This is a genomic window from Streptomyces sp. NPDC029044 (assembly GCF_040637495.1).
Classification (GTDB): Bacteria; Actinomycetota; Actinomycetes; order Streptomycetales; family Streptomycetaceae; genus Streptomyces.
Genome location: NZ_JBEZWN010000020.1, coordinates 16004 through 42624 on the forward strand (window position 1 = coordinate 16004; position 26621 = coordinate 42624).

Below are 26621 nucleotides of genomic sequence, written 5' to 3' on the forward strand. Positions count from 1 at the left end.
AGAGGTCGAGGGCGGACAAGCTCTTGCCTTCGGCGAGCTCTACCTCGCCATGGTCGACGCGCACGAACACACCGAACTGACCGGCCCAGCCGCCGCCGAAGCCTCCCGCGGCCCGCCACCACGAAGGATTCGGTCACCGGGCCCGCTTCAACATGCGAAGCATCAGACATGCCCGCATCGAACCAGGCCCCACCGACACGCCACCGCCGACCCGATGTCCCCACCGCACGATTTACGTAGCCGATTACGTAATTTCACCGATGAACCCACCAGCTGCCCCGGCATGCCGCCAATCCACAGCCGTCGGCTTCTCAACAATTCGCCTGAGCACTGAACCAGCACATTCGAACCGGCCGGGGCCATGGAAAATGGTTGGCAATGCGAGTGGCACGGATGGCAGGGTGCGGCGCATGGCACCCCAGTACCAGATTCGCGCGGACTACGACACTCACTCGATCGTGGTCTATCAGGCATACTCGCCTGCCATAGCCGACGCAGCACTGCGAGCGGGCCGCTTCGTTGCGCCGTTCTCCTTTCACAGGATGACGTGGATCAAGCCCTCATTCCTGTGGCTCATGCATCGCAGCAACTGGGCCCGCAAACCCGGTCAAGAGCGCGTTCTCGCAGTGCGGATAACCCGGGAGGGCTGGGAGGAAGCTCTGTCCCAGGCCGTGCTCACGACCGCGGATCCGGCAGCTGTGGCCCAGGCAGCCGTACATGTCCAGTGGGACCCGGAACGCTCGTTGCGCGGAGCGGCACTGAACCACTACAGCATCCAGGTCGGCATCGGCCGCAATCTGATCCGCACGTTCACCGATGACTGGATTGTCAGCCTCACCGACCTCACCCCTCAGGTACGCAAGGCCGCGACGCTGACACAGACCGGGCAGGCCGCCAAAGCGCAGCGGCTATTCCCCGCGGAGCGCGTGTACCCACTGCCACGGACGCTGGAGAGCCTCCTTTCCCCGGGCAGATGACGGCTAACTGGCGAGAGGACAGTCGCCTGCGGCCTCGGACCGCGTTTGAGATCTCTTTGACGTCGGCCGAGGTCGCCACCACCCGTTGTCAGAGGCAGCGGTTACGGTTCGCCCATGAGCATTCCCGACGTCATACCGATCAGACACGAGCCTGATTACCACACAAGCACCATCGGGTGCTGGCGGGGCGGCCAATTCTTCGCCTCGGTCACCGCGGCCTTTCCCGAGGGCTGGAGTGACTGGAGTAGCGACGACTGGCAGGCCGAAAAGCGCTGGTGCGCTGTGCTCCATCAGTTCGACGAGGCTGGTCGGCACCTGGACTCACGCATTCAGATCACCGGCACCACTGCGGACGGCGAACAGAAGGCGATCACTGCGGCCGAGCAGCTGCTCGGCGAGTGGCTGGATGCGCTGCCTGAGCGGCAGTACCGGGACATCGCGATCGCACCCTTCGCCGTTCGGTTCGAGGGGACCCTGTTCGGTCTGGTCCTGGAGGAACAGGATGAAGACGCCGGTGGCGTGGGCGCCGAGCTCCATCCGGACGGCCTGGGCTTCTACCCTCCCTGGGACGGTTGTTACGACACCTGAGCCGACCTTACGAGCGGTCGCGGGCCTTGCCGGGTTGCTGCTCGGCCCCGGGTAGGCCAGCGAACCATCGTCTCCGAGGGGGCCAGGACGGTCTCGTACCTCTCGCGCCAGGCGCCGGTGGACAGCTGCCCGACCGTCGTGGCCGCCCAGTAGTCACGTGTCACGGACTTCTGCCCTGCTAGGACTTGACCGTACGCACCGGCGGCAGGCACTCGAACCTCAGCGTCCAGCATGCCGACAACGGGTCGCGACGGCGTACGCAGTCCTCACTGACGTACCCCACCTCGAACGCGGCCTGATCCAGTCTCCCGACATTCACCACCCAACCCCCGGATCGATCAAACAGAACCGATCCGAGCAAAGCCACCAGCATGCACCGGCCGCCAGCAATACGGGCCCAGTCGGGTGCTGGCGGCGGAAGCAGGCACGGAGTCAGTAGAAATACGTAACTCTCCACGCGATTGAGCAGCAGCACGTCTGCGGAAGGCGGGCCGACGTTTGCAGGCCGCTACGATTTCGATCATGCACATGGACGCGATCTTCCGGCTTCCGCCCCAATCCCCTCTGGCGGTTGTTTCCGAGGACTGGGGTTTGCTCCCGCTGCGTGTCCCTATGGGCTGGAACATCGTCTACAACACGTTGTTGGCCCGACGCCTGCCGGATGGAAGAGTCGAGGTCAACGACTCCGAGGACCTGTATTGGGCACGTACCGCACAACCGCCGTGGCTGACCGCGCAGGAGGCGGTGCGGAAGGGCGGCCTGCAGGCCCGGGAGATCAACATCGACGCCGGCTGGTACCACGGCTGCGGCTTCCGCGTTGTCGTCCTCGACCCTGACTGGGACCATGAGGGAGCCTCCTACACCACTTCCGACCTCGACGAGTTCGTCGCCACCCTCGAGGGGTGGATGCGAATGATCACCGAGCGGGGGGAACTCCCCAAGTCGTGAGGTCGACTTCCAAGCTGTCTCCTCGCATCGCGTCAGGCAGCATCAGCGCCCGTGCATGGTGACAGTTCAGAAGCTGACTCACGCGGCGCGGTGGGCCAGGCTGTCCGCTCGCGCGGCGGCGCGGTCGTCGACGCTTACCACACCCGCCGATTCACGAAGGTGCCCCACCTGAACAAGGCGCTGCGCATGCCCGCGCTGGCAGACCGGGGGCCCGGGCAGCCGTGGCGGCCGGCGCACCGCCCCCAGGACGATCGCCAGCTCGTGGACGAGGATCTGAGTGGTTCACTCGACAAGTCGACGGGCGGGGCGCCGGGCACCGTCACATTCCGCGCCGGCACGCTGGGGATGCACCGGCGTGCCGGATGTCCGGCTGCGTACTCTCGCTGAGGTTGTCGAGTACTTGGGCGTGACGGTCGGACCCGGATCCTCGAGGACACGGAGATCCGCGTGCGGCGCCCGGTCGCAGGCCGAAAGGACCGGGACACGTTCGTCTCCGGAAAGACCAAGCAGAACGCCGTGAAGTCCATGGACTGACTGTGTCGCTTTCCAGGGACGTCGCTTCGACGTGTGTTGGGCGTCAGCTGTGAGGCGTCAGCATGATCAATGTCCATGAGAATTGGGTTCTGGCACAGATCTTGGGGAGCGGTCACGGAGGGTGTCCAGCCCGCTTCGCGTGCGCTGACTCGTCATCGAACGGGTGAGACTGGCCCCTGCATACTGGCCGGATGGACGCCTGTCGGCCGTGCCTGAGCTGTGGTCACCGCGCGTTCGATCACTCGCCAGATGGCAGTGTGGAGCGCAAGCGTCTGATCGTCCGCAGAACCTCGGTCCGGTTCTTCGCGACTTTCAACCAGGTGGGAAGTCGCTCGACCAGACTCGTCGGGGCCCAAGGCACAAGCTCTCCGCGCTCACGAAGCTTGGCCCCCACGTAGGCCTCCAGCAGGTCGAGATGACGCACGTTATAGGCCCACAGGACGTGTCCGCAGCAGTTCGTCTGCAACCACACCGGTCGCTGGAAGTAAGGATCGACAGGGCTGCCCACGACAACAGTGTCGACCTTCCGATCCTTGAAGAATCCGCACTCCGTGCACCGCAGCCGCCGATGGAGGCCCAGGCTCCCGTAGCCAGCAGCCTTCTCATCTGCTGGGAGCTCGGGGTGGGGCGTGACAGTGGCGCACCCATCACACTGAGGACAGTGCACCAGAACCTCATCGAGGAAGTCATATCCGTACTTGCGTTCGCGTCGATCTCGAAACCGGTCGCCGGGCGCCTCTACATTCCCGCTCATCTGGACAGCCTGCCAGAACCCGACTCGCTGCCCGGCAGGCACCCATCTCGCCCGTCGTGGGCACCGACGGACTGCTGTCCTCGCAGCAGGGGGCCCTGGACTGAGCAGGTCACTGGAGCAGGATCATCTTGCGGAGTAGTTCGAATCCGGCTCGACCATAGAGCTGCCGCTTGATCTTCTTGATGCGGTTCACGGCGCCTTCGATGCTGCCCGAGCTCCAGTCCAGGGTGAGGCCGGCGGTCACGGCGTCGAGGTCTCGGAGCAGGTGGAGTGCGAAGCCGGTAAGGCCGGGCAGCCGGCTGGCGTCGACGGCGTCGATCCAGGCAGGGAGCGTGGCGCCGAAGCGGCCGGTGAGCATCTCGCCGAAGTCGCGGACGTGTCCGGCTGCCGTGTCCAGTTCGGGGCAGCGGGCCAGGACGTCCTTCAGGCCGGCCCGGTCCTCCTCGCTCAGGGTCATGGGATGCCGGGTGATCCAGCCGGTCACCTGCCGCACCGTCGGCGGCCGCGGCGGTGCGGCATACGGAGCCCCGCGCAAGGTGGCGATGTGCGCGCGGACCATGCCGTAGGTGACGGGAGCCTGCTCGGCGACCAGCTCGCCATGGAGCTGGGTGACGCTGGTGCATCCCTCGGCGAATCGCCGTTGCAGGTAGGGCTTGTAGGGGTCCAGTCTGCTGGACCGGGGCCGGTTCTCGCGGATGGTGTCCTGCCAGCGTGCGGCGTTCGCGTACCGGAGCACGGTGTTCAGGCCCCAGCCCAGGTGCCGGGCGATCGCTCGGCGTGAGTGGCCCTGGACAAGCATCTTGTGGACCAGGGCGTGTGCGGCCTTCTTTCGCGCGGCCCGCCGACCGGCGGGCTCCGCGTCGTCTTGCGATCGCCCTGAAGTCGGTCGGGTGTCCTGCGGCAGCGTGCCGGTGGGCGCCGGGGTGCGCAGGCAGTCGCGGTGGGCGGCGACGCAGGTCTCCACGGCCCGGCCCAGGCCCTGCCACAGATGGAACCGGTCGGCGACCTGCAAAGCGTCGGGTGCACCGCGCCGGGCGCCCTCGGCGTAGGCGCCCGCCCGGTCCCGGCAAATGATGTCCACGCCGGGGTGGCGGTCCAGCCAGGCGGCCAGCGGTCCGGCTTCCCGGGTCGGGAACACGTCGACGACGCGATGGTCTTCAACGCTGGTCAACACGGTGGAGTAGACCTGGCCGCGACGGATCGCGAAGTCGTCCACCCCCAGCACCCGCGGAGTACTGAATCGCGGATCGGGCAGTGCCATGACCCTTCGTAACAGGGTCATCCGTCCCGCACCGAAGCCGAGCTGGGCCGCCAGCCGAGCGCCGGCTCGTCCCGCCAGGGCGAGCCCCACTCGTTCCAGGGCGTGGTTGAGCCGTGTGGTGAACCGCGCGTATGGCGCGGCCAGCCGGGAGAACGGCTCGGCGAACGTCCGGCGCGGACAGTCCGCCGACCCGCAGATGAAGCGCCGGACCGTCAGCCGGATCACAAAGCCCTGCTCAGCCAGCGGAAGGTCCTTCAGTCTGCGCTGGTAACGGTCGTGGACCCGGTCCGCGAAGCGGCCGCAGTCCGGACACGCCGCCACGGCCGTGCGACCTCTCGCCACCACCTCGACCGTGCCGAACGCGGCCGTAACCGCCTCGACCTCCACCTCGTCGATCCCGGCGAACACCAGCGAATCCCAGAACAGCGCGTCGGTCTGCATGACCAGCACCATCACTGTCCACCGCAGACCGCAGCAGCGAGCGGGAAGAACCTGAGGGAGCGTCACTTCCGGCTGTCGGACGCCAAGGCGTACGCCGTCTCGCATGAGCCAGTCGCTCGCAATCGAACACCGATGTCACGCTCCGTGATGGTTCCCCAAGATCTGTGCCAGAACCGAGAATTGATGTCACTGGATTCCTGAGACAGTCGACCACCCTTGACTCCGGCGCCTCATTCGCTGTCTGTAATCGGCATCGGCGGGTGAAGAGGGGCAGGCGGAGTCGGAAGTGGGATGGGTCGGTGGAACTACGCACTCTGCTACTGAAATTCAGCGTAAGGTTGCCTGTTTGGGCAGGTGGGTGCGGGTAGGGCCGTCTATGATCACTGGCGTGCAGATGGATACTTGGTGGCGCCTTGTCGACACGGCTCGAGCCACAGTCGGTGACCGTGCCGACGACCGCGATGGTCCAGATGATCCACCGCCTCAGGCGCGCCCTGGTCAACGTTCTTTCCACGCTGGAGCCCGCCAAGATCGTTGACTTCTATGCCAAGCACGTCGAGGTGAGCGACTTGGCATACACATTTCCCTTGTGCATGGCCACCTATCTGATCGAGGGCAGCTGGACGAACGATGGCTTCATGGACTTCCGCGACGGACTGATTCTTCTCGGGCGTGACACCTTCAGCCGTGCCGTGACAAATCCCGACAGCCTTGCCGACGTGCCTACGGTTACCCGTATGTGCCGCGAGGAAGGCGGCTGGATCGGCTACGAGAGTTTGAGTCATCTGATTCAGGACGCATACGAAAAGGTTCAAGGAGAGACCGACTCATTCGATGCAGCAGTCGAGGCTGCGGTTAAGGACTTGGCGCGTCCGGACAAGCCGTTGGGGGAGGAATGGGATCCCGAGAATGCCGACCAGATACGGCTCCGCCTCCCACGGCTCGCGGCGCTCTCCTCCTTCCTCGACTGAGATCAACCATCGGGCTCGGCACAAGGGTGCCAACCACTACCAGACGGAGAAGTTCGCTCCCGCCTGCTACAAGGGCCGCCACGAGCAGCAACGCAACGCGCGCTCCTCACGCCGCATCCGCTTCGAGCACGGCATCGCGCACCTCAGGAACCGCTCGGCCCTCACCCGACACCTCAACCGACCACACCTCGACGTGCCACGGCCGACCGTGCACGAGGTCGCTGGAGCGGCTATGACGGGACGGTCGACAGCAGCGCTCCAGGAGGCGGTCTTCGCAGGGGCTTCACCATGTCGCCCGCACCAACGCCCGCTCGGCACCCGCGAGATGGATCGCCGCGCTCAGCCAGGCCAGGGCGTAGCGGTCGGCGTCGGGGGCGCTCAGGCGGCCGAAGGTGTCGCGGGTGCGGCAGTCGGCCTCGGCTGTGAGGGCGGTGGCCAGGTCGGCCATGGTGGCCAGTCCGCCGCGGCGCAGTGCGGCCGCGCTGCCCTGCCGGTCGCCGTCCCGGGCCGGTTCGGCTACCGCGCGGCGGCCTCCGGCGACGGCGAGTTCGACCAGGCGGCGCATCCGCCACAGAGGGGAGTCGGCAAGTGGGTCCGCCTGGTCGTGGGCCGGCTCCGGTACGGGTGGGAGCGCGTCGGGTGGCGGGAAGTGCACGCCCCGGAGGGGGTCGTAGCCCAGGTCGGCACGGTCCAGCCAGTCCGTGGGCAGGCGCAGTGTGGCCTCGGTGTCCGGTACCGGGCCGACGGCCAGGGGGCGAAGGGTGGCCGCGCGGTCGGGGTCCAGGCGGCCGATGACTCGGATGCGGATGCCCGGGCGGGCGGCGAGTTGGGCGAAGTTGGCGGTGTGGGCGAGGTCGGGGTGGCTGTTGGCGGGCAGGAGGCGGATCAGCGGGCCGTCTTCCGGTGCACCTGGCAGCAGTTCGCGGGCCAGCAGGCGGTCGCCCGCGGCGCCCACTATGACGAGGTCGCAGCCGATCGGCGCGCGGGCCACGTCGTCCATCGCCTCGGCAACCGTGGCGAGGCGGGCCGCTACGATCTCGCGCAGTGGACGGCCGAAGAGGGCGCCCGGCGGACCGGACGTCCAGGGCAGTCCGGCGACAGGTGTGGCGCGGACGCCTTTGCCGGAGCCGAGGCGGCCCTCGGGGGAGATCGTGGCGCCGGAGATCAGCAGGCCGCCGCGGGCGAGCCGGGCATGGTCGAGGGCGCCGGAGCCGAGCGCGACCGGTGCCGTGGCGGCCGCCCTGGCCCGGGCCGGGCCGCCGGGCTTGACGTCGGCGACGGTGAACCAGCGGCCGTCCTCGGCGACCAGGTGGGTGACGACACCGCCGTAGCCGGTGGCGCTGAGCACCGGCTCACGGCAGACACCGAAGACCTTCAGCGCACCGCCGGGACGGTAACTGCGGCGAGCCGTGCCGACGAGCGCCGGGTCGGGGTCGGCCGCGGTCAACCGGTATGTGGTCAGGAGGAGTTCGCGCAGGGCCGTGACCAGGTCTGCGAGGCGGTGACCGTCCTCGCGGGCGCGGGCGGCGCGCAGGCCCCGTACGACACGCAGCGCCGCCGCCTCCGCCCGGTGCACCCCGGCCAGCCGGGCGGCGTGCGCGGCCCGCAGCAGTTCCGCCTGTGACACGGCTCCGGCGGCGGGAACTCCCTCGGCGAGTACGGCGGCTGCGGCTGTCCGGAGCCCGGCTGCGGCCCTTATCTGGGCAGGGGTGACGGCCACGGCGGCCACCTGACCGGGGGCAGCCTCCGCGCTGGGCGGCTCGTTCTCGTCCTCCGTGGTCTCCGGCGCCGTGGCGGCGGTGGACGGCTCCGGCACCGGGCACGCGCTCAGGATCGCTGCGCGGTGCAGGCATCGGGGGGCCAACAGGCAGCTGCACACGGCCTGTTCGGCCGTGGTGAGCACACCGGACGGGTCCGGCGTGAGGGTGACCTCCGCGTCCTCCCCGCACCTGATGCGGAGGGTGCGGCCGAAGTCGGCGACCGGGAGCGCGGCGTACGACTCGACCGCCGCGTCCAGCTTCTTGCGCAGCCGGGACGTCAGGCCCTCGACGGCGGCGGCGACCACGTCGGGTGCCGCCGGGGGCAGTTGGGGCGTCATCGGGATCATCGGGGTTCTCCGCGCAGGCGGTCGCCCACCCAGCGGGCGAGGGCGAGGGGGCTGAGGGCGGCGACGGGCATGCCGGCGGCGACGAGTTGCCGGGCGATCGACACGGAGTAGCGGGGGGTGCCTGTGTCGTCCAGGGCCGCGCAGCCCATCAGGTGCACCCCGGAGTCGGCGAGGGCGCGTACCTCGCCGAGGAGCCCGGTCAGCGGGTAGCCCTCCTCGAAGTCGCTGACCACCACCACGAGGGTCCGGCTGGGGACGGTCACCAGGGAGCGGGCGTGGGCGAGGCCGGCCGCGATGTGGGTGCCGCCGCCGACCTGGACCTCCAGGAGCAACGACAGCGGGTCGTCGACCCGGTCAGTCAGGTCGATCACCTCGGTGGAGAAGGCGAGGAAGTGGGTGGAGAGGGTGGGGACTCCGCCGAGGACAGCCGCGGTGAGCGCGGACCAGACGACAGACGCCTCCATGGAGCCGGACACGTCGACCACGAGGATCAGCCGCCAGTCCGCCTCTCGGCGCGAGCGGGTGCTGAACACCGGCCGCTCGGGCACGACGATGGTCCGGCCGTCGTCCAGGCGGCGGGTGTGCGCGAGGTTGGCCCGCAGGGTGCGGGGCAGGTCTAGTCGTCCGCCGGGGCGGCGGGTGGGGCGCGGGGTAGCCAGGCCGGTCAGCGCGGGGCGCAGGCGGGTGGCGAGCTCCCGGGCCAGCTCGTCCACGAGGCGGCGGACGAGCGGCCGCAGGCGGGCCAGTTGCTGTTCAGGCATGCCGCCGGCGAGAGAGAGCACGGAGGTGAGCAACTCGACCGACGGGCGTACGGCGGCGGGGTCCAGTTCGGCGAGGACGTCACTACGACCGTGCTCAGCGGCCTGCGCGAGGACCTCCTCGCGGATCTCCTCGCCGAACAGGGCGGTGAGTTCCTCACCCCACTCCCGGGCTGAGGGGAAGGACGCCTCCTGACCGCCCCCTCCGCCTCTTCCTCCGCTCTGGCCGAGGTCGACGGATCCCTCGCCGCGGCCGGAGCCGTACAGCTCGTCGAGGGCGTGCGCGTAGCGGCGGACGGAGTCGGGGAGACGGTCGGTCTCCCGGCCGAGGAGCAGGCGCCAGCGGTCGGCAGGGGTGAGACGGGACGTGGGCGTGGGCCGCGCTACCGGTGCGGGGGCTTCCGGTGCCGCCCCGCCGGAGGCCGGCACGGGGAGTCCCAGTTCCGTCAGTTCGCCCAGTCCGGCCGCGTCCGCCGCCGTCCACAGGGCGAGGAGTCCGGGCGGGGCGGTGAGGGTCAGGTCGATCCGGTCGCCGAGGCGTTCGGTGACGGTGGCGAGGAGCCTGTCGCGTCCGGCCGGAGTGAGGGTGTCGAAGCCGCCGCGCAGGGCGGGCAGCCGGTCCAGGAAATCCTGGTCAGCGAGGGCATCGATCCGGTCGAGGAGAGGTTCCAGAGCAGCCGGGGCCGATTCCAGGAGGGGCGCGGTGGCGCCGAGCAGGCCGGTCAGCAGCCGGGTCAGTCGGCGCCGCCCGTCCGGGTCGGTGGCGGTGTCGATCCAGCCGGCCACGCGGGTGCCCAGGGTGTCGGAGGCGTCGAGGTCGAGCAGGACCCGGGCGGCCAGGGCGGCGCCCTGGATCAGTGGGGAGCCGGTGCGCGCCAGGGAGTCGAGGGCGTCGTCCAAGCGCAGGCCGAGGCGCTGCTCACCCGCGCGGGCCGACAGGGCGATCAGGGCGGCGGCGTCCTCGGGCCGGTCGCTGCCGACCAGTCCGGGCAGGGCACGGACGGCTGCTTCGAGCAGGGTGTCGGCCAGTTCGGCCACTTCCCGGTCGCGGTCGCGCGTGCTGCCGGGCAGGTGCCCCCGACGCAGCGCCTCCAACACGTCCAGCGCTTCGAGGAGTTCGAGGAGGGTGGCGGCCGAAGGCAGCATCTCCGCAGCCTCGGCCAGTCGGTCGGCGACCAGGCCGGGCAGGTCGCAGCGGGCGGAGGCCAAGAGCCCACCGATGACGTGGGCGCAGGTGGCGGCGGTCTCGTGACGGTACGCCTCGCGTAGGGTCCCCGCGGCGGCCTGGGCGGCGGTGACGCCGCGGATGCCGGCCAGGTCCAGTCGTACGGGAACCGACGGGGTCCACCGCACCCTCCACCGGGTGGTGAGCGCGGTGCCGTCGCCCGTGGCGGCCACCTCGACGGGTTCGCCGTAGAGCGTGTGGCACACCGCGAGGCGCTGCAACAGCACTTCGCGGCGGCGGTCGAGGTCGGAGCGGAGCGGGTCGAGCCGGATCTCACGCGGTCCGGGGTCGTCCGGGCCGGGCAGCCGCAGTGCGGCGAGTTCGGCCTCCACGGCCGGTCCGAGCCCGGAGCGCGGGGTGCCGGGGGCAACCCTGCCCCAGCCGCTGCCGACGAGGATCCCTTCGACGGCCCGGGCGAGGGCTCGGCCTCGGCCCAGGGGTTCGCCCTGGCCCAGTACGGTCGTCAGCGCCTCCAGCAACTCCCCGCGCCCGGGGGCGGGCAGGCCGCGCAAGCGGGCCAGGTCACAGGCCAGCCGTAGCGTTTCGGTGGCCTCGCCCGTGCCCGCCGTGTGTCCGGCTACCCGCAGCGCACGGCACACATCGGTGATCGCGTAGGCGGCGGCGTCGCGCACCCGGTCCGGATCCCCGGCGGCGGCGAGCACCGCCTGCTGCCAGCGGGGATCGCGGATGCCCGCGGGGTAGCCGGAGCGCGAGTCCAGCAGATCGAAGGCGTATGGGACGAAGGAGGTGACGACGGGCGAGGCGCTGTCGGTGATGAGCGGCGAAACGCCACCGGTGGTGACCGGCGCCGTTCCCTCCCGGTCCGCCAGCACCGGGGCATGGAACGCCCCGACCACGGCCGCCACCCGTCGCCCGTCCGCGCCGGCCTCCGCAAGCACGGACCGCATGTACGCCTCCCGTGCCAGATCAACGGCCGCCACTCCCCCGGCGGCCACCGCGTCCCGGCGCAACGCCCACCCGACGCCGAGGGCCGCACGGCGTACCGCCTCCGGGGTGCTTCCGGGGGCGAGTACCTCCACCGCGCGGTCCCACAGGTCGTCGCCGTCGCGTCCGGTGCCGGCGGCGGTGAGGGCATCGGCGAAGACGGTCCGTGTGGCACCGGCTCCGGCGGGCCCGACAGCACCCCAGCCGGGGTCGGCCAACGGAAGGTCGCAGCACAGGACTTCGGCGCCGCGCGCACGAGCCCAGCGGACGGCGGCCAGCTCCGGGGAGAAGTCCGCGAAGGGGTAGAAGCCGATTCGTCCGTCCTCCCGTGCTCCGGCGAGGGCGACGGGCGCGACCGTACCGGGGTCGGCGAGATGGACGAGCCAGGGCTGGAAGTCGGCCGGCAGTTCCACGCAGACGACCTCGGCGCCGGACGCGTCCAGCAGCGCGGGCACGACGGCGGCGAGAGCGGGGCTGTGATGGCGTACGCCGAGGAGGTACGGCCGTACGGAGTCCGCGAGGGCGGTGACGGCGGCCCGGGGTTCCTCCCGGGCCTGGGCGTCGTCCGGGGCGTGCGTGGTCACCGGAGGGTCTCCCGCAGGTCCCACAGGCGGCGCCACAGGGCCGAGCCGTCCTCGGCGCGGCGGCGGACGGGTCCGTCCCAGTAGCCGAGGAGGCGGGCGTGGTCGGCGGGGTCGTCCTTGCGGACCACGCCGAGGAGGTGGCCGGGGACGAGGTCTAGGGTGTCCCCGGCCGGGAGGTAGGCCGTGGCGACCCCGAGGGAGGTGGCGACCTGCACGGCCTCGGCGGTGGACATCACCGTGCCGGGTCGCTCGACGTCCCAGCCCTCGGCGGAGCGGCCGGTGCGCAGGTCCCGGAAGACGGTGACGAGTACGTCGAGTACGGCGTCGTCCACCCCGAAGGCCGCGCCCGCCCGCTGCACGGCGGCGACCGCCTGACCCCGGACCAGCGCGGCCTCGGCCTCCGCGTCGGCGATGGGCTGCACGGTCTCGAAGTTGAAGCGCCGCTTCAGAGCGGCGGACATCTCGGAGACGCCCCGGTCCCGGAGGTTGGCGGTGGCGATGACCGTGAAGCCGGGGGCGGCCGCGACCTGGGCGTCGTCCGTGCCGGACAGCTCGGGGACGCTGACGCGCCGGTCGGACAGGATCGACACCAGGGCGTCCTGCACCTCGGGCAGACAGCGAGTGATCTCCTCGACGCGGGCGACCCGGCCGGTGCGCATGGCGCTGAGGACCGGGGAGTCGACCAGCGCCTGCCGGGTCGGGCCCTGGGCGAGCAGGAGGGCGTAGTTCCAGCCGTAGCGAAAGGCGTCCTCGGTGGTGCCGGCGGTGCCCTGCACGGTGAGCGCGCTGGCGCCGCACACGGCGGCGGACAGCAGCTCGGACAGCATGGACTTGGCGGTGCCGGGCTCGCCGACGAGCAGCAGGCCGCGCTCACCGGCGAGGGTGACCACGCAGCGCTCGACGAGGGCGCGTTCGCCGACGAACTTGGGGGCGATGACGAGCCGTTGTCCCTTCAGTTCCAGTGCCTTGCCGTCGCTGCCGCAGATGAAGGTGACGACGGCACGTGGGGTCAGCGCCCAGCCCGGTGGGCGCGGGCCCTCGTCGTGGGCGGCGAGGAAGGCGAGTTCGGTGGCGTGGCGCTCCTCGGCGGGCAGGATTTGGCGGGCCGGAGGGGCCGACGCAGTCGTGGTGTTCATGAATGTCCTTGTTGGTCCGGTGCGAGCGGGAAGAGGCCGTCCTTGCTGTCGATGCGGCGTCAGCGTCGGCGTCCGCTCTTGACCTTCAGTTCCTCGAAGCGCGGCACGTCGCCCTCCCGGATCCGCTGCCAGGCCCTGCGGTACAGGTCGGATGCCGGTTCGGTCGGCACGAGCAGGCCCACACGGGCCTGGGCGAGTTCGCCGTACAGCGGTAGCTTCCACTGCTCCAGCGGGAGGCGTGGGGAGGGCAGGGCCTGCCAGCCGCCCGGCAGGAAGAGTGAGCGTCCGGCGCGGGAGCGGCTGCCGCCGACGACCAGGTCGGTGACGGCCAGTTCGGCACGGGCCGCCTTGAGGCGGGCGGGCTTCCAGCCGGTCCAGCGGGCCGTGTTGCGGTCGGTGGGGTCGGGCATCGCGAGGAGCATCAGGTAGAGCGCTGCGGCGTCCTCGCCTATGCCGTACTCCTTCGCCGCTTCGGCCACCAGCTCCGGCACGGAGCGGGCGGGGTCCTGCGGGTACCAGGTGCCGTCCTTGCCGCGCTCGCCCGCGACCGGGTCGCCCGGGTCGGCGACGAGTGCCGCGAAGTACGGGGCGCGGGCCAGACGCAGCATCACCTCCGCCAGGAACGGAGCCCCGTCCTGTGCGAGGCGCAGCGCGGGCAGATACGGGTCCTGGCCGTCCGCGTCGAGGAGGGCGACGCGCAGGGCGGGGGCCGGCTGGCCGTCCTGAGTGGCCATCACGACCGCGCCGTATCGCTCGAATCCCCTCCCGGTCTCGGTGGGTTGGCCGGCCGCCTTGCGGAAGTCGAACAGGGAGACGTATGTGACGAGGTCGAGCATCAGTCCGGGGTGGGCCAGCCGGTCCCGTATCGCGCCCAGGGCGGCGGGCAGCGCGGCGCGGACCGGGTCGCCGACGGGCAGCCGGTGTGCGAGCCAGGCGGCCAGGACGACCGAGTCGATCAGCGTGGCCGCGGTGAACCCTAGGGTGCTTTCGCCGACCGGACCGACCCGGTCCCCCGTCACCGCCCACTCCAGGTCTCGGCTCAGGCGGAGCTCGGAGGCGGGGTCGAGTAGGGCGGCCAGCGTCCAGGGCTCGGCCTTCAGCGTGCGCTGCATCTCGCCGAGGAGCGCCTCGGGCAGGACCATGCGCTTGCCGACCTTGCTGTTCCAGATCTCCGCGGCGGCCGCCACGTCGGGGCCGTCCGTCCACAGCCGGGCCGGGTCCCGGGGCAGCAGCGCGGCGACGACGGCCCTGAGGACGGAGATGGTGATCTTGCGCAGTTCGTCCTTGGCCAGGGCGGCGTCCGTGACCTTCACGCGGAGCACAGCCCGCGCCTCGGCAGTCAGGAACGACCGGTCGTTGCTGTCGACTTGCGGCAGTCCTGCCACCAGCAGTCGGGCCATGGTCAGGGTGACCCCGGTCAGCCGGGCGAACTCTTCGGCCGCGGCCGGGATCCACGGGGCCGGTCCCCGCTCGTCGAGCTCGGCGAGGAACGCCGCGAGCCAGTCGGCCGCACGGTCCTCACCGACGCGGTAAACGGATTCGAGCGTGTAGGGGGCGGGAACCTCGAAGCGGCCGGACGGGTCGTGGAAGAGCGCTTCGAAGTCGCAGCCCTCGCTTGCACTGCGCGAGGTGCACGCGGTGACCGCGAGGAAGGCACCGCCGTCCAGCGGCAGCACCCCCCGCCAGCTTCCCTCACGCCACTCGCCGCTCGGGGTACGCAGCTGACCGGCGTCGAGGTGGACGGAGACCCACCGCCAGCGCGCGGGTCCGGCGGTCGAGGCCAGCCCGAGCGCCTCGAACTCCCGCAACAGCGCCACCAGGGCCTCCCGGTGCTCCGGCGGTGTGGCCGGCGACGCGACCCGGAACGCCGCCGCCGTGAAGAAGTCGGCAGTGGGCTCCATGTACAGGTAGCCGTCGGGTAGTTCGGGGCCGTCGACGTGCAGGCGCGGGGTCGGTGCGGGGGCGTGAGCGGCGCGCGGGGGTGCTGCGGGGGTGGCGGCCGCGTGCGGGGCCGCCGCGGAGTCGTGGGACTGGCGCGAGTCGTCACCCGCGCGCACCGCCCGCTTCAGGACCCGTAGCCTCCGGAACACGTTGTCCCGGTCGGCCGTGTAGTGGTACCAGTTGCCGCGGGAGCCGTCGAGGCCGCTGAGCGCGTGGCGCAGCAGCTGGTCGGAGGGCCCGGCCGGGCCCTCGTCCTCGTGGCTGCCGGCGAGTTCCGCGGTCAGGCGGGTCGCCGCCGCGTCGAGGACCTTCTGCTGCTCGGCGGCGTACCGCAGCACTCCGATGACGCCCGCGCGCAGCGCCCTGTCGGTGACGTCGGGCAGCAACTGCCCTACCGCTTCCTCGAGTTCGGGTTCGCTGAGCAGCGCCCGGGCCGTCTCGTCGTCGATCCGGCGCAGCGCGGCGGAGCCCTGTGGGTCGCGGGGGTGCAGGCAGTGCCAGTACCGCAGCGGCGGAAGGAGGGGGGTGCCCTCCGCAAATTCGCCCGGAGCACCGTCCACCCGCGCGGAGGCGGTCACGACTCCGTCCGCGTCGACGAGCTCGACGCGCCAACCGTCCCGGACGGCGGCCAGGAGTCGGTCGGCGCCGGGGAAGAGCACCGCGGCATATGGCTTCCCCCGCTCCTCCGGCACGGTGACCTGGCGTCCGGCCAGGTCCTCGCCGTGCCAGGAGCGGTCTGGCTGGAACACCGCGCGCCAGCCCAGAAGCCCGTTCACCGGCACCCCGGCGGGAGTGACCTCATCGAAGGGGTAGGGCGCCAGCCAGCCCCTTGCCCAGGTGTCCTCGCCGGAGGCGTCGGCGAGGAAAGCGGGCGCGCTGTTGCGGCCCATCCGCCCGGTGGCCGGGTCGTACTCGAACCAGCCGTCCGCGCCCCCGCCCCAGACCCAGTACGAGGTGCCGTCACCGAGCAGGTTCGCCTCCACGGGCACAGTGGTGTCACCGCGGTGCAGGACGCCGGCGCCGGTTGCCCGTCCGCCGCCGGGCAGGGGCAGGGTCGGGACGCCGATGTCCTCCCGGTACCAGTTCATCTGGACACCCCGGGGGACGACTGCGCCCGCCAGGGACAGGACCCGGTCGGGGCTGTGGTGCCAGTACCCACGCATCCCGTGGTCGTGGGTCCGCCAGTGGACGAGCAGTTCACCGTCCACGAAGTGGAACCCGGGGTACCCGAAGGTGCCCTGATCCGGCAGCCGAAGATCATGGGTGAGCACGGTGCCCTCGGTGCCGATCACCCGGACCTGCGTGGCACCGGCGGTGATCAGATACGGCCAGGCGTCGGCGACGTACAGGTCCTCGACGTTCCTCCTGGGCACGAGCTCCGTGGCCGCCTCTTCCCAGGCGGGCCAGCCGAGTTCGTCGAGGAGCCCAGCCCTGAGCGTGCGGGCGAGCAGCGGGGCGAGGTCGGTGGCGGCCACCTCGCGCATCTCGTCCTCGGCGAGCATGAGGGCCTCCGCGGGCAGCCACTTCAGCCGCTTCAGCGCGTCGGGGAGGCCGGGCAGTCCGGTGGCGACGGAGCGCCGCGCGACCTCGCGCACCCAGTCGGCCAGCATCAGCCGGCCGCCGGGCGACTGGGCGAGAACCCGGATCGTGTCCAGGTCGTCCTCGTCGCCGCTGAAGGAAGTGTCGGCGCCTTCGCGGAAGGCGTCGCGGAACCGTCCGTCGGCGGCGAGGGCAAGCAGGTCACGGCGGTCCTCGCCCTTCGCCCACCCGTACGGGTGCAGTCGGTCGCAGGCGGCGACGGGCACGCCCAGGGTGAGCAGCAGATCCAGCAGGTCCAGATCATGTTCCGCCCGCAACCCCCACCCCGACTCGGCGAGTTCGGCTCGCAGCAGGTCGGCGGCGCGCTCCACGATCCGGTACAGGGCGGGCAGCTGCGAGGGCTCGTGCCAGGGCTGGGCCCGCTCCTGGAACGCCAGGAAGCGGATGAACCAGCCCGCGGTGCCGTCCTGGGGCCGCTCCTGGTCGGGCAGGGTGTCGTCCCAGAGCCCCACGAGGGCCCCGGATTCCTCCAGGATGTCCAGCCACATCAGCAGCACGGCATGGTCGCCGGAGTCCGGCATGAGACTCAGCAGCGCGCCACGCACCGCGGGCTCACGCCGGGCGAGCGCGACGACGGCCGTGCGGTGGGACTTCCACCAGCCGGGCGCCGCCTTCGCGGTGGCGGACAGCGCGAGCAGGTCGGCCAGGTAGGCCTGCTCGACATCGCCCCCGTCCCGCCCCGCGGCACGGGCCAGCCTGCGCACGTCGGTCGCCAGCTGGGCGGACGGCACGAGTCCGCCCATGGTCCGCCGTACGCACAACCGGGTGAAGCGCTCCAGGGCCTCGGCCGCGGGAACCCGGACGGCCAGTTCCTTCGCGTACCCGGACAGCGCGGTCGCCGTGAGCGCCCCGGCGAGGGCGAACTCCAGGAACACGGCGTCCAGCCGCTCCTCGTCCACCGCGAGCCCGTACTCGGCCTCGGCCTCGCGGGCCCGGCCGAACATCTGCGCCGCATACGTCGGATTCTCCACCGACAGGAAGACCCGCCCGGCCTGTTCGTAGAAGGTCGGCAGGAAGTGCGGTACGGCGACGGCGAGTCGCCGGGCAAGCTCACGGTAGTCGTCCAGGGCGGCCTTCGGCCGGGACTTCGCCCGGCGGGCGATCCGCTCCAGGTCCTGGACGACCGCCAGCGCATGATGGCCGTCCTCCGGGTGGTGCGCCAACACCCACTCCGGGAAGCCCAGCGCCTGGCGCGCCCCCAGCCCGACCTCGACCGGGTCCGCGTCCGGTTCCAGACCCAGGAAACCGGCGGCCAGGTCCTCCGCCGCGCCCAGCTCCGCGGCGACCAGCCGCACGACGACCCGATCGTCAAGACCCGGGTGCGTGTACGACCGTGCCGTCAGCGGCACCGCCCGCTCACCAGCGCCTTCCGTACCGCGCGGCAGCACCGCACCGGCCTCCAGCAGTTCCTCGTACGACACCTGCGCTCCCCCGCTCACGCGCCCATCCCCTCTTCGATCTCGCGCCCGGCGTACAGTGCCACCGCCATCCGCATCCCCTCCGACCAGGCCACCGGACCGACGTCCGCGAGCCGCAGTGCCCGACCGTCCGAGCCGTGCCAGGAGAGCGGGCCGGTCGACGCCTGGTAGTCCCAGGGCTCGCCGATCCACATCGCGGCCTCGACGGTGTGCGCCCCGTCGCGCACCCGGCAGGTGGCCCGGGCGCCCGACACCCGGTAGCCGAGGGAGGTGGCTCGGGCGACCAGCGCGGAACGCGTGGGGAACGAGCCTCCGGCGAACTCCGAGACCTGCGTCACCTTGCCGTCCAGATCGGCGGGCCTGCGCCAGGTCGCCCGGTGGATCTGCTCGACGCGCTGCACGATCCCCAGCTCCGCCGCGAACTCGCGCAGGTCGTCCAGGTCCGCCAGCAGCACCGGGTGCGGCAGCGTCACCGTGCGTGGGGACAGCCGTACGGTCTCGCCGTCGAGGTCGACCACGCGCAGCTCGCCCGACTCGGTGACCCCGCGCAGGAACCCCACCTCGTCTTTGTCGTCGCCGACCACCACCAGGTCACGCAGCGCCGACTGCCAGGCCTCGTCCGGCCAGACCCTGACCACCAGTTCCGTGGGCACCGGCAGCGCCGACACCATCCAGGTGTCCACCTGCGCGACGCAGGCCGTCGCATGCCGGTCCAGCCACTCGGCGAACCGGCGCAGCCGCTCCACCTCCGGATGGTCCTTGAGCGCCTTCGGCAGCGACTTCAACTGCCGCCCCGCCGCGCGACCGGACGTGGACCTGGCCGCCACCCGGCCCTCCACCAGGGCGACTTCGTATCCGTCGCCCGCCGCAAGCCAGCCCACCGGCCCCCGCCTTCCGCTTCAAGGAAACTCAAGATCGACACAGCTCGGCCGGGATCCGGCACTCAGCGTGACGATGAGCGGAACGTTACGAGCAGCCACTGACAATCGTCCGGGCGAATCTCTCCGGCGCACCCTGAGTCAATCGCTCTGACCTGGGACGACACATCCGGAGAACCACGTAATCACGGTACGTACTACCGACCGGTCACCACCGTCCGTAACCTCAGGCGACATGTTCCGGACCGGCGTGGGACAGCGCGGCGACCAGTGCGACCCGGGAGCGCACGCCGGCCTTGCGGAAGATGCGGGTGAGGTGGGCTTCGACGGTCTTCGGCGAGACGACCAGGGCGCGGGCTATGTCGTTGTTGGACATGCCGAGGGACACCATGCGGGCGATCTCCCGCTCTCGCGCCGACATGTCCGGCAGCGGCTTTGACGCTTCCCGCGCCGGGCGGGACCGGCGAGCTCCCAGGCGGCGTTGCAGGTCAACCGCCTGCCGATAGAGATGGCGCGCACCCGAGGCCTCCGCGAGCGACTTCGCGCGATTGGCGTGCTCCTCCGCCTGCTCCAGCACGTGGGGCCGCGTCTCGTCGCGCGGACCGCGTGACGCGAGCTCCCGGGCAAGCAGCAGCCTTGCCTGACACTCCATCAGAACCAGTCCCCCGGTCCTGAAACCGGACACCGCCTCCTCCAGGGTGCCGACAGGGTCCGGGGCACTGTGGACCCGGGCGAGGGCGGCGTGTCCACGCTGGCCCGGCAGGCCCAGCAGATCCGCGTGGAGCGACGCCCGCCGTGCCCACTCAGCAGCCTCCTCTCGGTCACCCAGCGCCGCCGCGGCCCGGGCTCCCAGGGCGTACCAGATGGGCGTGATGGACTGGGCGGTGCCGGGGTGCCGGTCGTGGTCCATGGCGGACCGCACCAACTCCAGGCATTCGGCGGGCCGCTCCTGGTCGAGCCGGACACCGGCCAGCACCCCGGCGGTGACCGCCCAGAGCCTGCCGCCCGCGCCGACCTCCTGCACCGCTCGTTCCGCGGTCGGCGCTGCGACGTCGGGGCCGTCCCGCAGCGAGGTCGCCCAGGCGTGCAGGGCCAGGGCGAATCCGTGCAGCGCCGGCCGCTTCATCCGGTGGGCGTCCTCCTCGGCGCCCGCGGCCGAGCGCAGGGCGTCCGTGAGCCGGCCGACGCTGACGCTGGCGTAGGCATGGGCCAGGCGCAGGTACGGCAGGACGAACAGTTGTCCCGAGTCCTGGGCGAGCCTGATGCCGCGGGCCGTGTGGCGCAGCGCGTCGTGATGCCGCTCGGCGAGGGCCTCGGCCCATCCGAGTTGGGAGACGGTGTCCAGGTGCGGGGTGAGTTCGGCGTCTGACGTCGAGTCCACCAGCGCACTGGCTTCCCGGGCCCGGTGCAGCAGGGCGGGGACGTCTCCCGCGAACGCGCTGCTGTGCGCGAGACGGACAGTGGCGGCCATACGGAGGTGCTTGCTCTCGCTGGCCGTCGCATGGCGCAGCACCTCCGCCGCCAGTTCCTGTGAGCGGGGGAACGTCCGGCGCAGGAGGCTGACCGTAGCGAGCTCCAGCCGCAGCGGGGCGCTCAGTTCGTCGGCGTCGGCGGAGTCGACGGAGTCCTCCGAAAGCAGGGCGAGTTCGGCCGTCAGCATGGATTCGGCCTGGCCGTAGTTGCCGAGATGACGTTCGACCATGGCGTAGAACGCCACGAGTTCGGTGTCCGACCTGGTGGGGGGCGCGTCGGCCGGTCTGGGGATCCGTCTGAGCAGTTCCCGGGATTCACGCAGGTGCCCGATGGCCCCGAGCGAGCGCGCCAAGGGTGTCATCACCCTTGCCCGCAGCCCGTCCTCGTCCTCGCGGATCAGGCTCAGTGCCGTGCTCAGCCAGGACGCGGCAGCCGCCGGGGTCGCCTCCCGCATCTCTTCGGCTGCCTCCGTCAGCAGTCGGACAGCGTCCCGGTCGCCCGCCTCCGCGCTCCGGGCCACATGTGGTGCCCGTTGCGCGGGCCCGGCGCCCGACTCCCGCAGGACGCGGTCGGCGCGCGCGTGGGCGGCCCGGCGCCAGCCGTGCGGGGCGGCCTGGTAGACGACCGCGCGCAGCACCGGATGGCGCAGGCTGCAGTCGCGCCCCTGGGTGAGATCTGTCCGGATCAGGTCCGCGGCGATCAGTCGGTCGAGAGCACGCGTGATCCTCGGCGCGTCCCGGCCGGTGAGTTCGGCGAGGTGTGTGGGGTCGAAATCCTCGCCCAGTACGGCGGCCGCCCTCAGGACGTCGAGTTCCACGGCGTCCAGCGGATCGAGCTCACGGGCCAGTGCGGAGCCCGCCGTCATGACCGCCTCGTCCGACAGACCCCATGGGCTGGTCCCGTCGGGGGGCGTGAACGCCCCCGGTGACTGTGCCAGTGCCTGCAGGTAGAAGGGGTTGCCGCCACCGGCGTCGTAGAGGAGCCGCTGCCGTTCGACCGTCGGTTCGCGGGTGAGGAGTTCGGCGGCCGCGCCGCGCGGCAGCGGTCCGAGGCGGAACCGCTCCACCCGGTAGGCGTCGTCCGGGTCGGCGAGGCTCGCCGTCAGTGCCGTTGACCGCTGCCCGGGGCGTACCCCACACACGAGGATCAGCGGGGTCCGGGGACGGGGACGGCGCAGGAGGTGGCCCAGCAGTTCGACGGACGCGTCGTCGGCCCACTGAAGGTCGTCGAGACAGAGGGTCAGGCGTCGGCGGTTGTCGGCCGCCGTCCACAGCAGAACCGCGATACATCGGCGCAATCGCGCCCTTTCCCGGTCCGTTGGCCGCGGTCCCACCGCCGTTCCGTCGCAGTCGGCTTCCGGCCTCGTGTCCGCTTGCTCTTCCGCGAAGTGCCGGAGCAGAAAGGCCCGGTCCTCCGGCGCGAGTGATGCCGCCGCACCGGGCAGTTCGAGGGCCCGCACGACCGGCCTTCTGAAGAGCGCGAAGGGACGCCGCCGGTCCGCACCGGACACTCTCCCCGACAGCACGGTCAGCCCCGCCCGCTGGGCCAGCCCGCTCCATTCCGTCAGCAGACGCGTCTTGCCGATGCCCGGTTCCCCGGCGATCTCCAGCAACCAGGGCCCCTCGTGCGTTCGTCCGGTGATGACCCTCTGCAGCCGCCCGATCTCCTGCTCGCGGCCGATCAGGGGCTCTTCGGAGCCGGACGACCGTGCCTGACCCAAGGGCGTGTCCAACGATGTCTCCCCTCACAACAGTGGTCAGCTGCGAGACCAAGCCTTATCGAACTCAAATGCGATTACGTCGGGGGAAACACGTAAGCACCGTACGTAACCGCCGCGCCGGGCCCTTCCCCCAGGCCACGACGGGCGCCTGCCGAGTTGCTACGGTCGCGTCCGAACGACCGGGGGAAGAAAGAGGACCACGTGACGGCTCGTATCGAACTGGACGCAGTCGACAAGATCCTGATCCGCCGCCTCCAGCAGGACGGCCGCGCGTCGTACACCGACCTCGGCAAAGAGGTGGGACTGTCCGCGCCGGCCGTGCGGGCCCGGGTGCAGCGACTGACGGAACGCGGGGTGCTGGAGTTCGCCGCGGTCACGGACCCGTTGAAGCTGGGCCTGCCCGTCATGGCCATGCTCGGCATCAAGGTCGACGGCAAACTCCAGGAGATCATCGAGGCTCTGGAGAGCATCGACAGCGTCATCTACCTCGTCTCCACGGCCGGTGCCTACGACCTGTTCGCGGAGGTCGTCTGCCGGACCATGGACGAACTGTCCACGATCATCAACGACCGGATCCGCACCGTACCGGGCGTGCGCACCGTGGAGTCCTTCCCCTACTTCGGCATCCACGTGCATCGGTTCAGCTGGGACATCCCCTAACCGAAACGACCGTCGAGCGCCACGGCGACATTGGATAAGACGCCGAGGAATAGATCTCACTTCAAAAAACGAAGTCGAGCAAAATCGTTTGCTTCTGTATGGTTGCTGCGACGGCGCCCCGCGGCCAGGCCGCCCCTGATGCGCGCCCGACCGCACCTACGAGGGAGAACGGCGCCCATGAGCGCAGTGGACGTACCGGCTGCCGGAGAACGCCCTGTAGGGCGGGAGACCGAACTCGCCCTCCTCACACGGTCCCTGAACGCGCTGGGCGACGGCCGGGGCTCCGTCGTGGAGATCACCGGAGAGCCGGGCATCGGGAAGACCCGCTTGGCCATGGCACTCATGGAACTGGCCACGCGGCGGGGGGTGCCGGTCGTCCGTGCCCGAGCCGTACGAGGAAACACCACCTCGTTGCAGGTGTTCCAGGACGCCTGGGAGGCACGACAGACCCACCCGCGGGCGGCCTCGGGCGCGAAGCACTTCGACGGGTTCCGCGACCGGCCCAAAGAATGGGCAGCGGGCTGTGTCCTGGTACTGGATGACGTCCACTGGTGCGACCCGGACTCAACGGCGGCCATCGTACGGCTGATCCGTGCGCAGGCGCCCGGCCCCTTCCTGCTCGCCCTGGCCCACCGCCCCAGGCAAACAGCCCCCGAGCTGCTGGAAGCCCTGGAGGACGGAGTGCAGGCCGGCACGGTGACGCGTATCGAGCCGGGCCCGCTCGACCCGGCAGCAGTGGCCGCGATACTCACCGGCCGACGCACTACGGAGGAACCCGAGTCCCGCACTGCGGCCGCAGCCGAGGAGTCGGCGGGCCTGATCTGCGCCGCGGCTGAGGGCAATCCCCGATACGTGCGCCTCCTCGTCGCTGCGGACTGGCACCCCGAGCACTGGCCCGACCGCCCGGGCACCGACACCGCCGGGTTGCTCCGCGAGGCGAAGCCGCTGATCGCCGAGTTCGACGCGCTGACGCCGCAGGCGGCGATCACGGCTTCGGCGGCGGCCGTGGTCGGCAGCCCGTTCCGACCGGAGGATCTTGCCCGGGTCTCCGGGCTGGGGCTGGACCGCACCCTCGACGCACTCGCCGAACTGGAGCGGGCCGACCTGGTGCGCCCGGTCGACTGGAAAGGCAACCTGACCTTCCGTCATCCCGTCGTCGGTCATGTCGTGTACGAGAGGGCCGGTGTGTCCTTCCGGCTGCGCGCCCACCGCCGCGCCTTGGACCTCGTCACCGCCCGTGGCGGCCGGGCCCGCGAACGGGCCCGCCACGCCGAGCACCTGCTGGGCACGGACGCCGCTCTCGCCGCGCGCACGCTGGCCGAGGGCGCCGCGGAGACCGCCGCACAGGACCCGGCGACCGCGGCGCACTGGCTCCGGCTGGCACTGGAATCCCTGCCCGACGGGGGAACGGACTCGACCGCCCGCACCGAGATGGAACTCGCCTACTGCCGCACGCTGATCGCCTCAGACCACTTGGCCGAGGCCCGCACGCGCGCACACGAACTGCTGGGGCACCGCCACGCGGCTCTCGACGAGAAGCAGCTGCTTCAGGCCCACGCCGTCTGCGCCGCCGTCGAGCGGCAGCTCGGCCGGTACGCGGAGGCGGCGGCCCTCACGGGTACCGCACTCCGGCTGCTGCCCAGACCCCTGCCCGATCCGTTGCCGGCCGAGGCCGCCGAACTGATCATCGAGTACGGGCTGGTCCGTGTCCTGGGCGGCATGCACGACCAGGCGCGTGCCCTGCTGCGGGAAGCCGTGCGGACGCCGGTCGAAGCGGGTCGCACGAAGGCAGCGGACCGCACCGTGCTGCGGGTTCTGAACGCCCTGTGCGCCACCCACGCGGGTGACCTCGACGAGGCCACGCGCGAGGTCACCCGCTGCGCCCGGCTCGTCGACGCCCTGCCGGACCCCCTCGCCGGCCGTACGCCGGAAACCCTCGCCCTGCTCGGCAGCGCGGAGCTGTACCTGGAGCGCTTCCCGGACGCGGCCCGGCACCTGGGCCGGGGGCTGGCGGCCGACGGCACGGGCTCCCGACAACCCATCCTCCTGCACCGGCTGCTGGGACTCGCCATGGCCGAGCAGTGGACCGGCCGCCTCGAAGCCTCCCAACGGCATGCCCTGGAGGTCGAAACCCTGGCCCGCTCCCTCGGCGTCCAACCCGCCGTCAACCTGGCGCAGGCGATACGCGCGACAGCGCTCGTCTGGGCCGGCGGCCGTGAGTACGCCGACGAGGCCGTCGCACTCGTCGAGGAGGCGACGCGCGCCACCCCGAACGGCCACAGCTGGTGGACCGCCTCAGCGACGGGCCTGCTCGCGCACGCCCGCCTGCTCTCCGGTGACGCCGCCGGCTGTCGGCGGACCCTGCTGGACAGCGAGGGCGGCAATCGACTGCCGCCGGTCCGGCCCTTCTCCCGGCCCTTCCTGCTCGCTCTGCTCGCCACGGCCACACTCGAGTGCGGGGACCACGAGGAAGCACACCGCCTTGCCCGGGCCTCCGAGGCGGAAGCCGAACGGCTCGGACTGCCGGTCCAGGAGGCGTACGCACGCCGCGCCCGCGCCCAGCTCCACCTGGCCGACGGTGAACACGACGCGGCCGCCAAGCTCTTCGACCTCGCGGCGGATGCCTTCCGGCTGGCCGACATGCCCGTCGAACACGCCTGGACCCTGGCGACCGGCACCCGCTCCTTCGACGAGGCCCAGGGCCGGGAAGCTGCGCTGGGTCATCTCGACGCGGCCGAGGCGATCGCCCGCACCTCCAGTGCGGTGCTCGTACAGGAGCGGGTGACCCGGATGCGCGCCGAACTGTCCGAGGACAACCGCACCACCCACCCACTCGGCCGACTCAGCGACCGTGAACGGGAGATCGCCGAACTCGCGACGACTGGTCTTCGCACCCGAGAGATCGCCGAACGCCTATTCCTCAGCCCCCGCACGGTGGAGACACACCTGTCCCGCGTCTACCGAAAGCTCGGGGTCTCGTCACGGATCGCGCTCTCCGATCTCCTGCGGCGGAACGGGTAAGCACGAAATGCGGTCCGGTCCTCGACGCGACCGCCGGGAAGAGGAGACGAGATGACAGAACAGTACCTGTCGGCGTACGCGATCGACGCTGATGCCTTCCTGGCGATTGTCGGCTCCGACGACGACAGGCTCGTCCGGACCGCCCTTGGCCGGATCGGGGAACTCACGAAAGCCCACGAGCTGCTGCGGGCCACCAAGGCGATTGAAGTGGAGCCCGCGCTACGGGAGATCGTCGCCGACCGGCTCGATCCGGTCCCGTTCCGGCGGGTACACATGGCTGCTGGAGCTCCTCAGCCCCACTCTCGGCACCCCGCTGGGCGCGCTGACCCTGCCGGGATGTGGCTGGCACCAGCTCGACGAGGCGTTTCGCGCTTGGGGCCTGACGACACTCGCCGACCTGTGGGGGCGGTGCTGGGCATTTCCGTGGCGTGAAGCGGCGCCCGACGCGGCCCCCTGGCCCTTTCCCATGCTCGCGTCGAAGGCCGACCTCGACCGCATCCGCGCCGAGCTCGCCGGTTTCGACACCGACCGGATCCACGACGACTACGAGCTGCTCCCGAGCGGAGACGACGATGACGCCGAGGAGGTCGAGTGGCTTCTCGGCGACAAGTTGCCGGCCTTTGTCGACGGTGCCCTGGATGCGGGCGGCGAGATGCTTCTCGTGCGTGACGGGGGCAGGTGA

Annotated in this window: 16 protein-coding genes; 8 read left to right on the plus strand and 8 right to left on the minus strand. The window is 71.3% G+C overall.

Features of this window, described 5'->3' with window-relative positions:
- The first annotated feature begins 410 nt into the window (after positions 1–410).
- The 3 genes from AB0E85_RS18370 to AB0E85_RS18380 all read left to right on the plus strand — a co-directional run bounded on the left by AB0E85_RS18370 (position 411) and on the right by AB0E85_RS18380 (position 2513).
- Positions 411–977 carry a DUF4291 domain-containing protein gene (locus AB0E85_RS18370; RefSeq protein ID WP_361927981.1) on the plus strand — a complete coding sequence of 189 codons (567 nt, stop codon included), beginning with the start codon at positions 411–413 and terminating at the stop codon, positions 975–977.
- A gap of 114 nt (positions 978–1091) precedes the next feature.
- The gene (locus AB0E85_RS18375; protein ID WP_361927984.1) at positions 1092–1565 is read left to right on the plus strand and encodes a hypothetical protein; all 474 of its coding nucleotides are present in this window, start codon (positions 1092–1094) and stop codon (positions 1563–1565) included.
- 528 nt (positions 1566–2093) lie between these two features.
- A complete protein-coding gene (locus AB0E85_RS18380; protein WP_361927987.1) occupies positions 2094–2513 on the plus strand; it encodes a hypothetical protein in 420 nt (139 codons plus the stop codon).
- A gap of 772 nt (positions 2514–3285) precedes the next feature.
- On the opposite strand, the gene AB0E85_RS18385 is transcribed toward AB0E85_RS18380, so the two are convergent.
- Both AB0E85_RS18385 and AB0E85_RS18390 read right to left on the minus strand, forming a co-directional pair.
- Positions 3286–3801: a hypothetical protein gene (locus AB0E85_RS18385; RefSeq protein WP_361927990.1), complete on the minus strand. Its 516-nt coding sequence runs from the start codon at positions 3799–3801 to the stop codon at positions 3286–3288.
- 109 nt (positions 3802–3910) lie between these two features.
- Positions 3911–5503 carry an ISL3 family transposase gene (locus AB0E85_RS18390; protein ID WP_361927993.1) on the minus strand — a complete coding sequence of 531 codons (1593 nt, stop codon included), beginning with the start codon at positions 5501–5503 and terminating at the stop codon, positions 3911–3913.
- Between the two features lie 446 nt (positions 5504–5949).
- Here AB0E85_RS18390 and AB0E85_RS18395 point away from each other — a divergent pair, with 446 nt between their 5' ends.
- Entirely contained in the window at positions 5950–6474 is a 525-nt protein-coding gene (locus AB0E85_RS18395) for a DUF4240 domain-containing protein (RefSeq protein WP_361927995.1), read from the plus strand.
- A gap of 283 nt (positions 6475–6757) precedes the next feature.
- Here AB0E85_RS18395 and AB0E85_RS18400 read toward each other — a convergent pair whose 3' ends face one another.
- From AB0E85_RS18400 to AB0E85_RS18425, 6 genes are all read right to left on the minus strand, one after another.
- Positions 6758–8572 carry a hypothetical protein gene (locus AB0E85_RS18400; RefSeq protein ID WP_361928190.1) on the minus strand — a complete coding sequence of 605 codons (1815 nt, stop codon included), beginning with the start codon at positions 8570–8572 and terminating at the stop codon, positions 6758–6760.
- A gap of 5 nt (positions 8573–8577) precedes the next feature.
- Complete coding sequence (locus tag AB0E85_RS18405) at positions 8578–12093, minus strand: DUF5682 family protein (RefSeq protein WP_361927997.1); 3516 nt, start codon at positions 12091–12093, stop codon at positions 8578–8580.
- Positions 12090–13229: an AAA family ATPase gene (locus AB0E85_RS18410; protein WP_361927999.1), complete on the minus strand. Its 1140-nt coding sequence runs from the start codon at positions 13227–13229 to the stop codon at positions 12090–12092. The genes AB0E85_RS18405 and AB0E85_RS18410 overlap by 4 nt, the downstream gene beginning before the upstream one ends.
- A gap of 59 nt (positions 13230–13288) precedes the next feature.
- On the minus strand, positions 13289–18208 hold the full coding sequence (locus AB0E85_RS18415; protein ID WP_361928001.1) for a DNA-binding protein: 4920 nt from the start codon (positions 18206–18208) through the stop codon (positions 13289–13291).
- Positions 18205–19068 carry a DUF4132 domain-containing protein gene (locus AB0E85_RS18420; protein WP_361928003.1) on the minus strand — a complete coding sequence of 288 codons (864 nt, stop codon included), beginning with the start codon at positions 19066–19068 and terminating at the stop codon, positions 18205–18207. The genes AB0E85_RS18415 and AB0E85_RS18420 overlap by 4 nt, the downstream gene beginning before the upstream one ends.
- Positions 19069–19291: 223 nt before the next feature.
- Positions 19292–22270 carry an AAA family ATPase gene (locus AB0E85_RS18425; RefSeq protein ID WP_361928006.1) on the minus strand — a complete coding sequence of 993 codons (2979 nt, stop codon included), beginning with the start codon at positions 22268–22270 and terminating at the stop codon, positions 19292–19294.
- Between the two features lie 189 nt (positions 22271–22459).
- Here AB0E85_RS18425 and AB0E85_RS18430 point away from each other — a divergent pair, with 189 nt between their 5' ends.
- From AB0E85_RS18430 to AB0E85_RS18445, 4 genes are all read left to right on the plus strand, one after another.
- Complete coding sequence (locus tag AB0E85_RS18430) at positions 22460–22918, plus strand: Lrp/AsnC family transcriptional regulator (RefSeq protein WP_361928009.1); 459 nt, start codon at positions 22460–22462, stop codon at positions 22916–22918.
- A 177-nt stretch (positions 22919–23095) separates the two neighbouring features.
- Entirely contained in the window at positions 23096–25939 is a 2844-nt protein-coding gene (locus AB0E85_RS18435; protein WP_361928012.1) for a LuxR C-terminal-related transcriptional regulator, read from the plus strand.
- 51 nt (positions 25940–25990) lie between these two features.
- Positions 25991–26371, plus strand: a complete 381-nt coding sequence (locus AB0E85_RS18440) for a hypothetical protein (RefSeq protein WP_361928015.1) — start codon at positions 25991–25993, stop codon at positions 26369–26371.
- Between the two features lie 34 nt (positions 26372–26405).
- On the plus strand, positions 26406–26621 hold the full coding sequence (locus AB0E85_RS18445) for a hypothetical protein (RefSeq protein WP_361928017.1): 216 nt from the start codon (positions 26406–26408) through the stop codon (positions 26619–26621).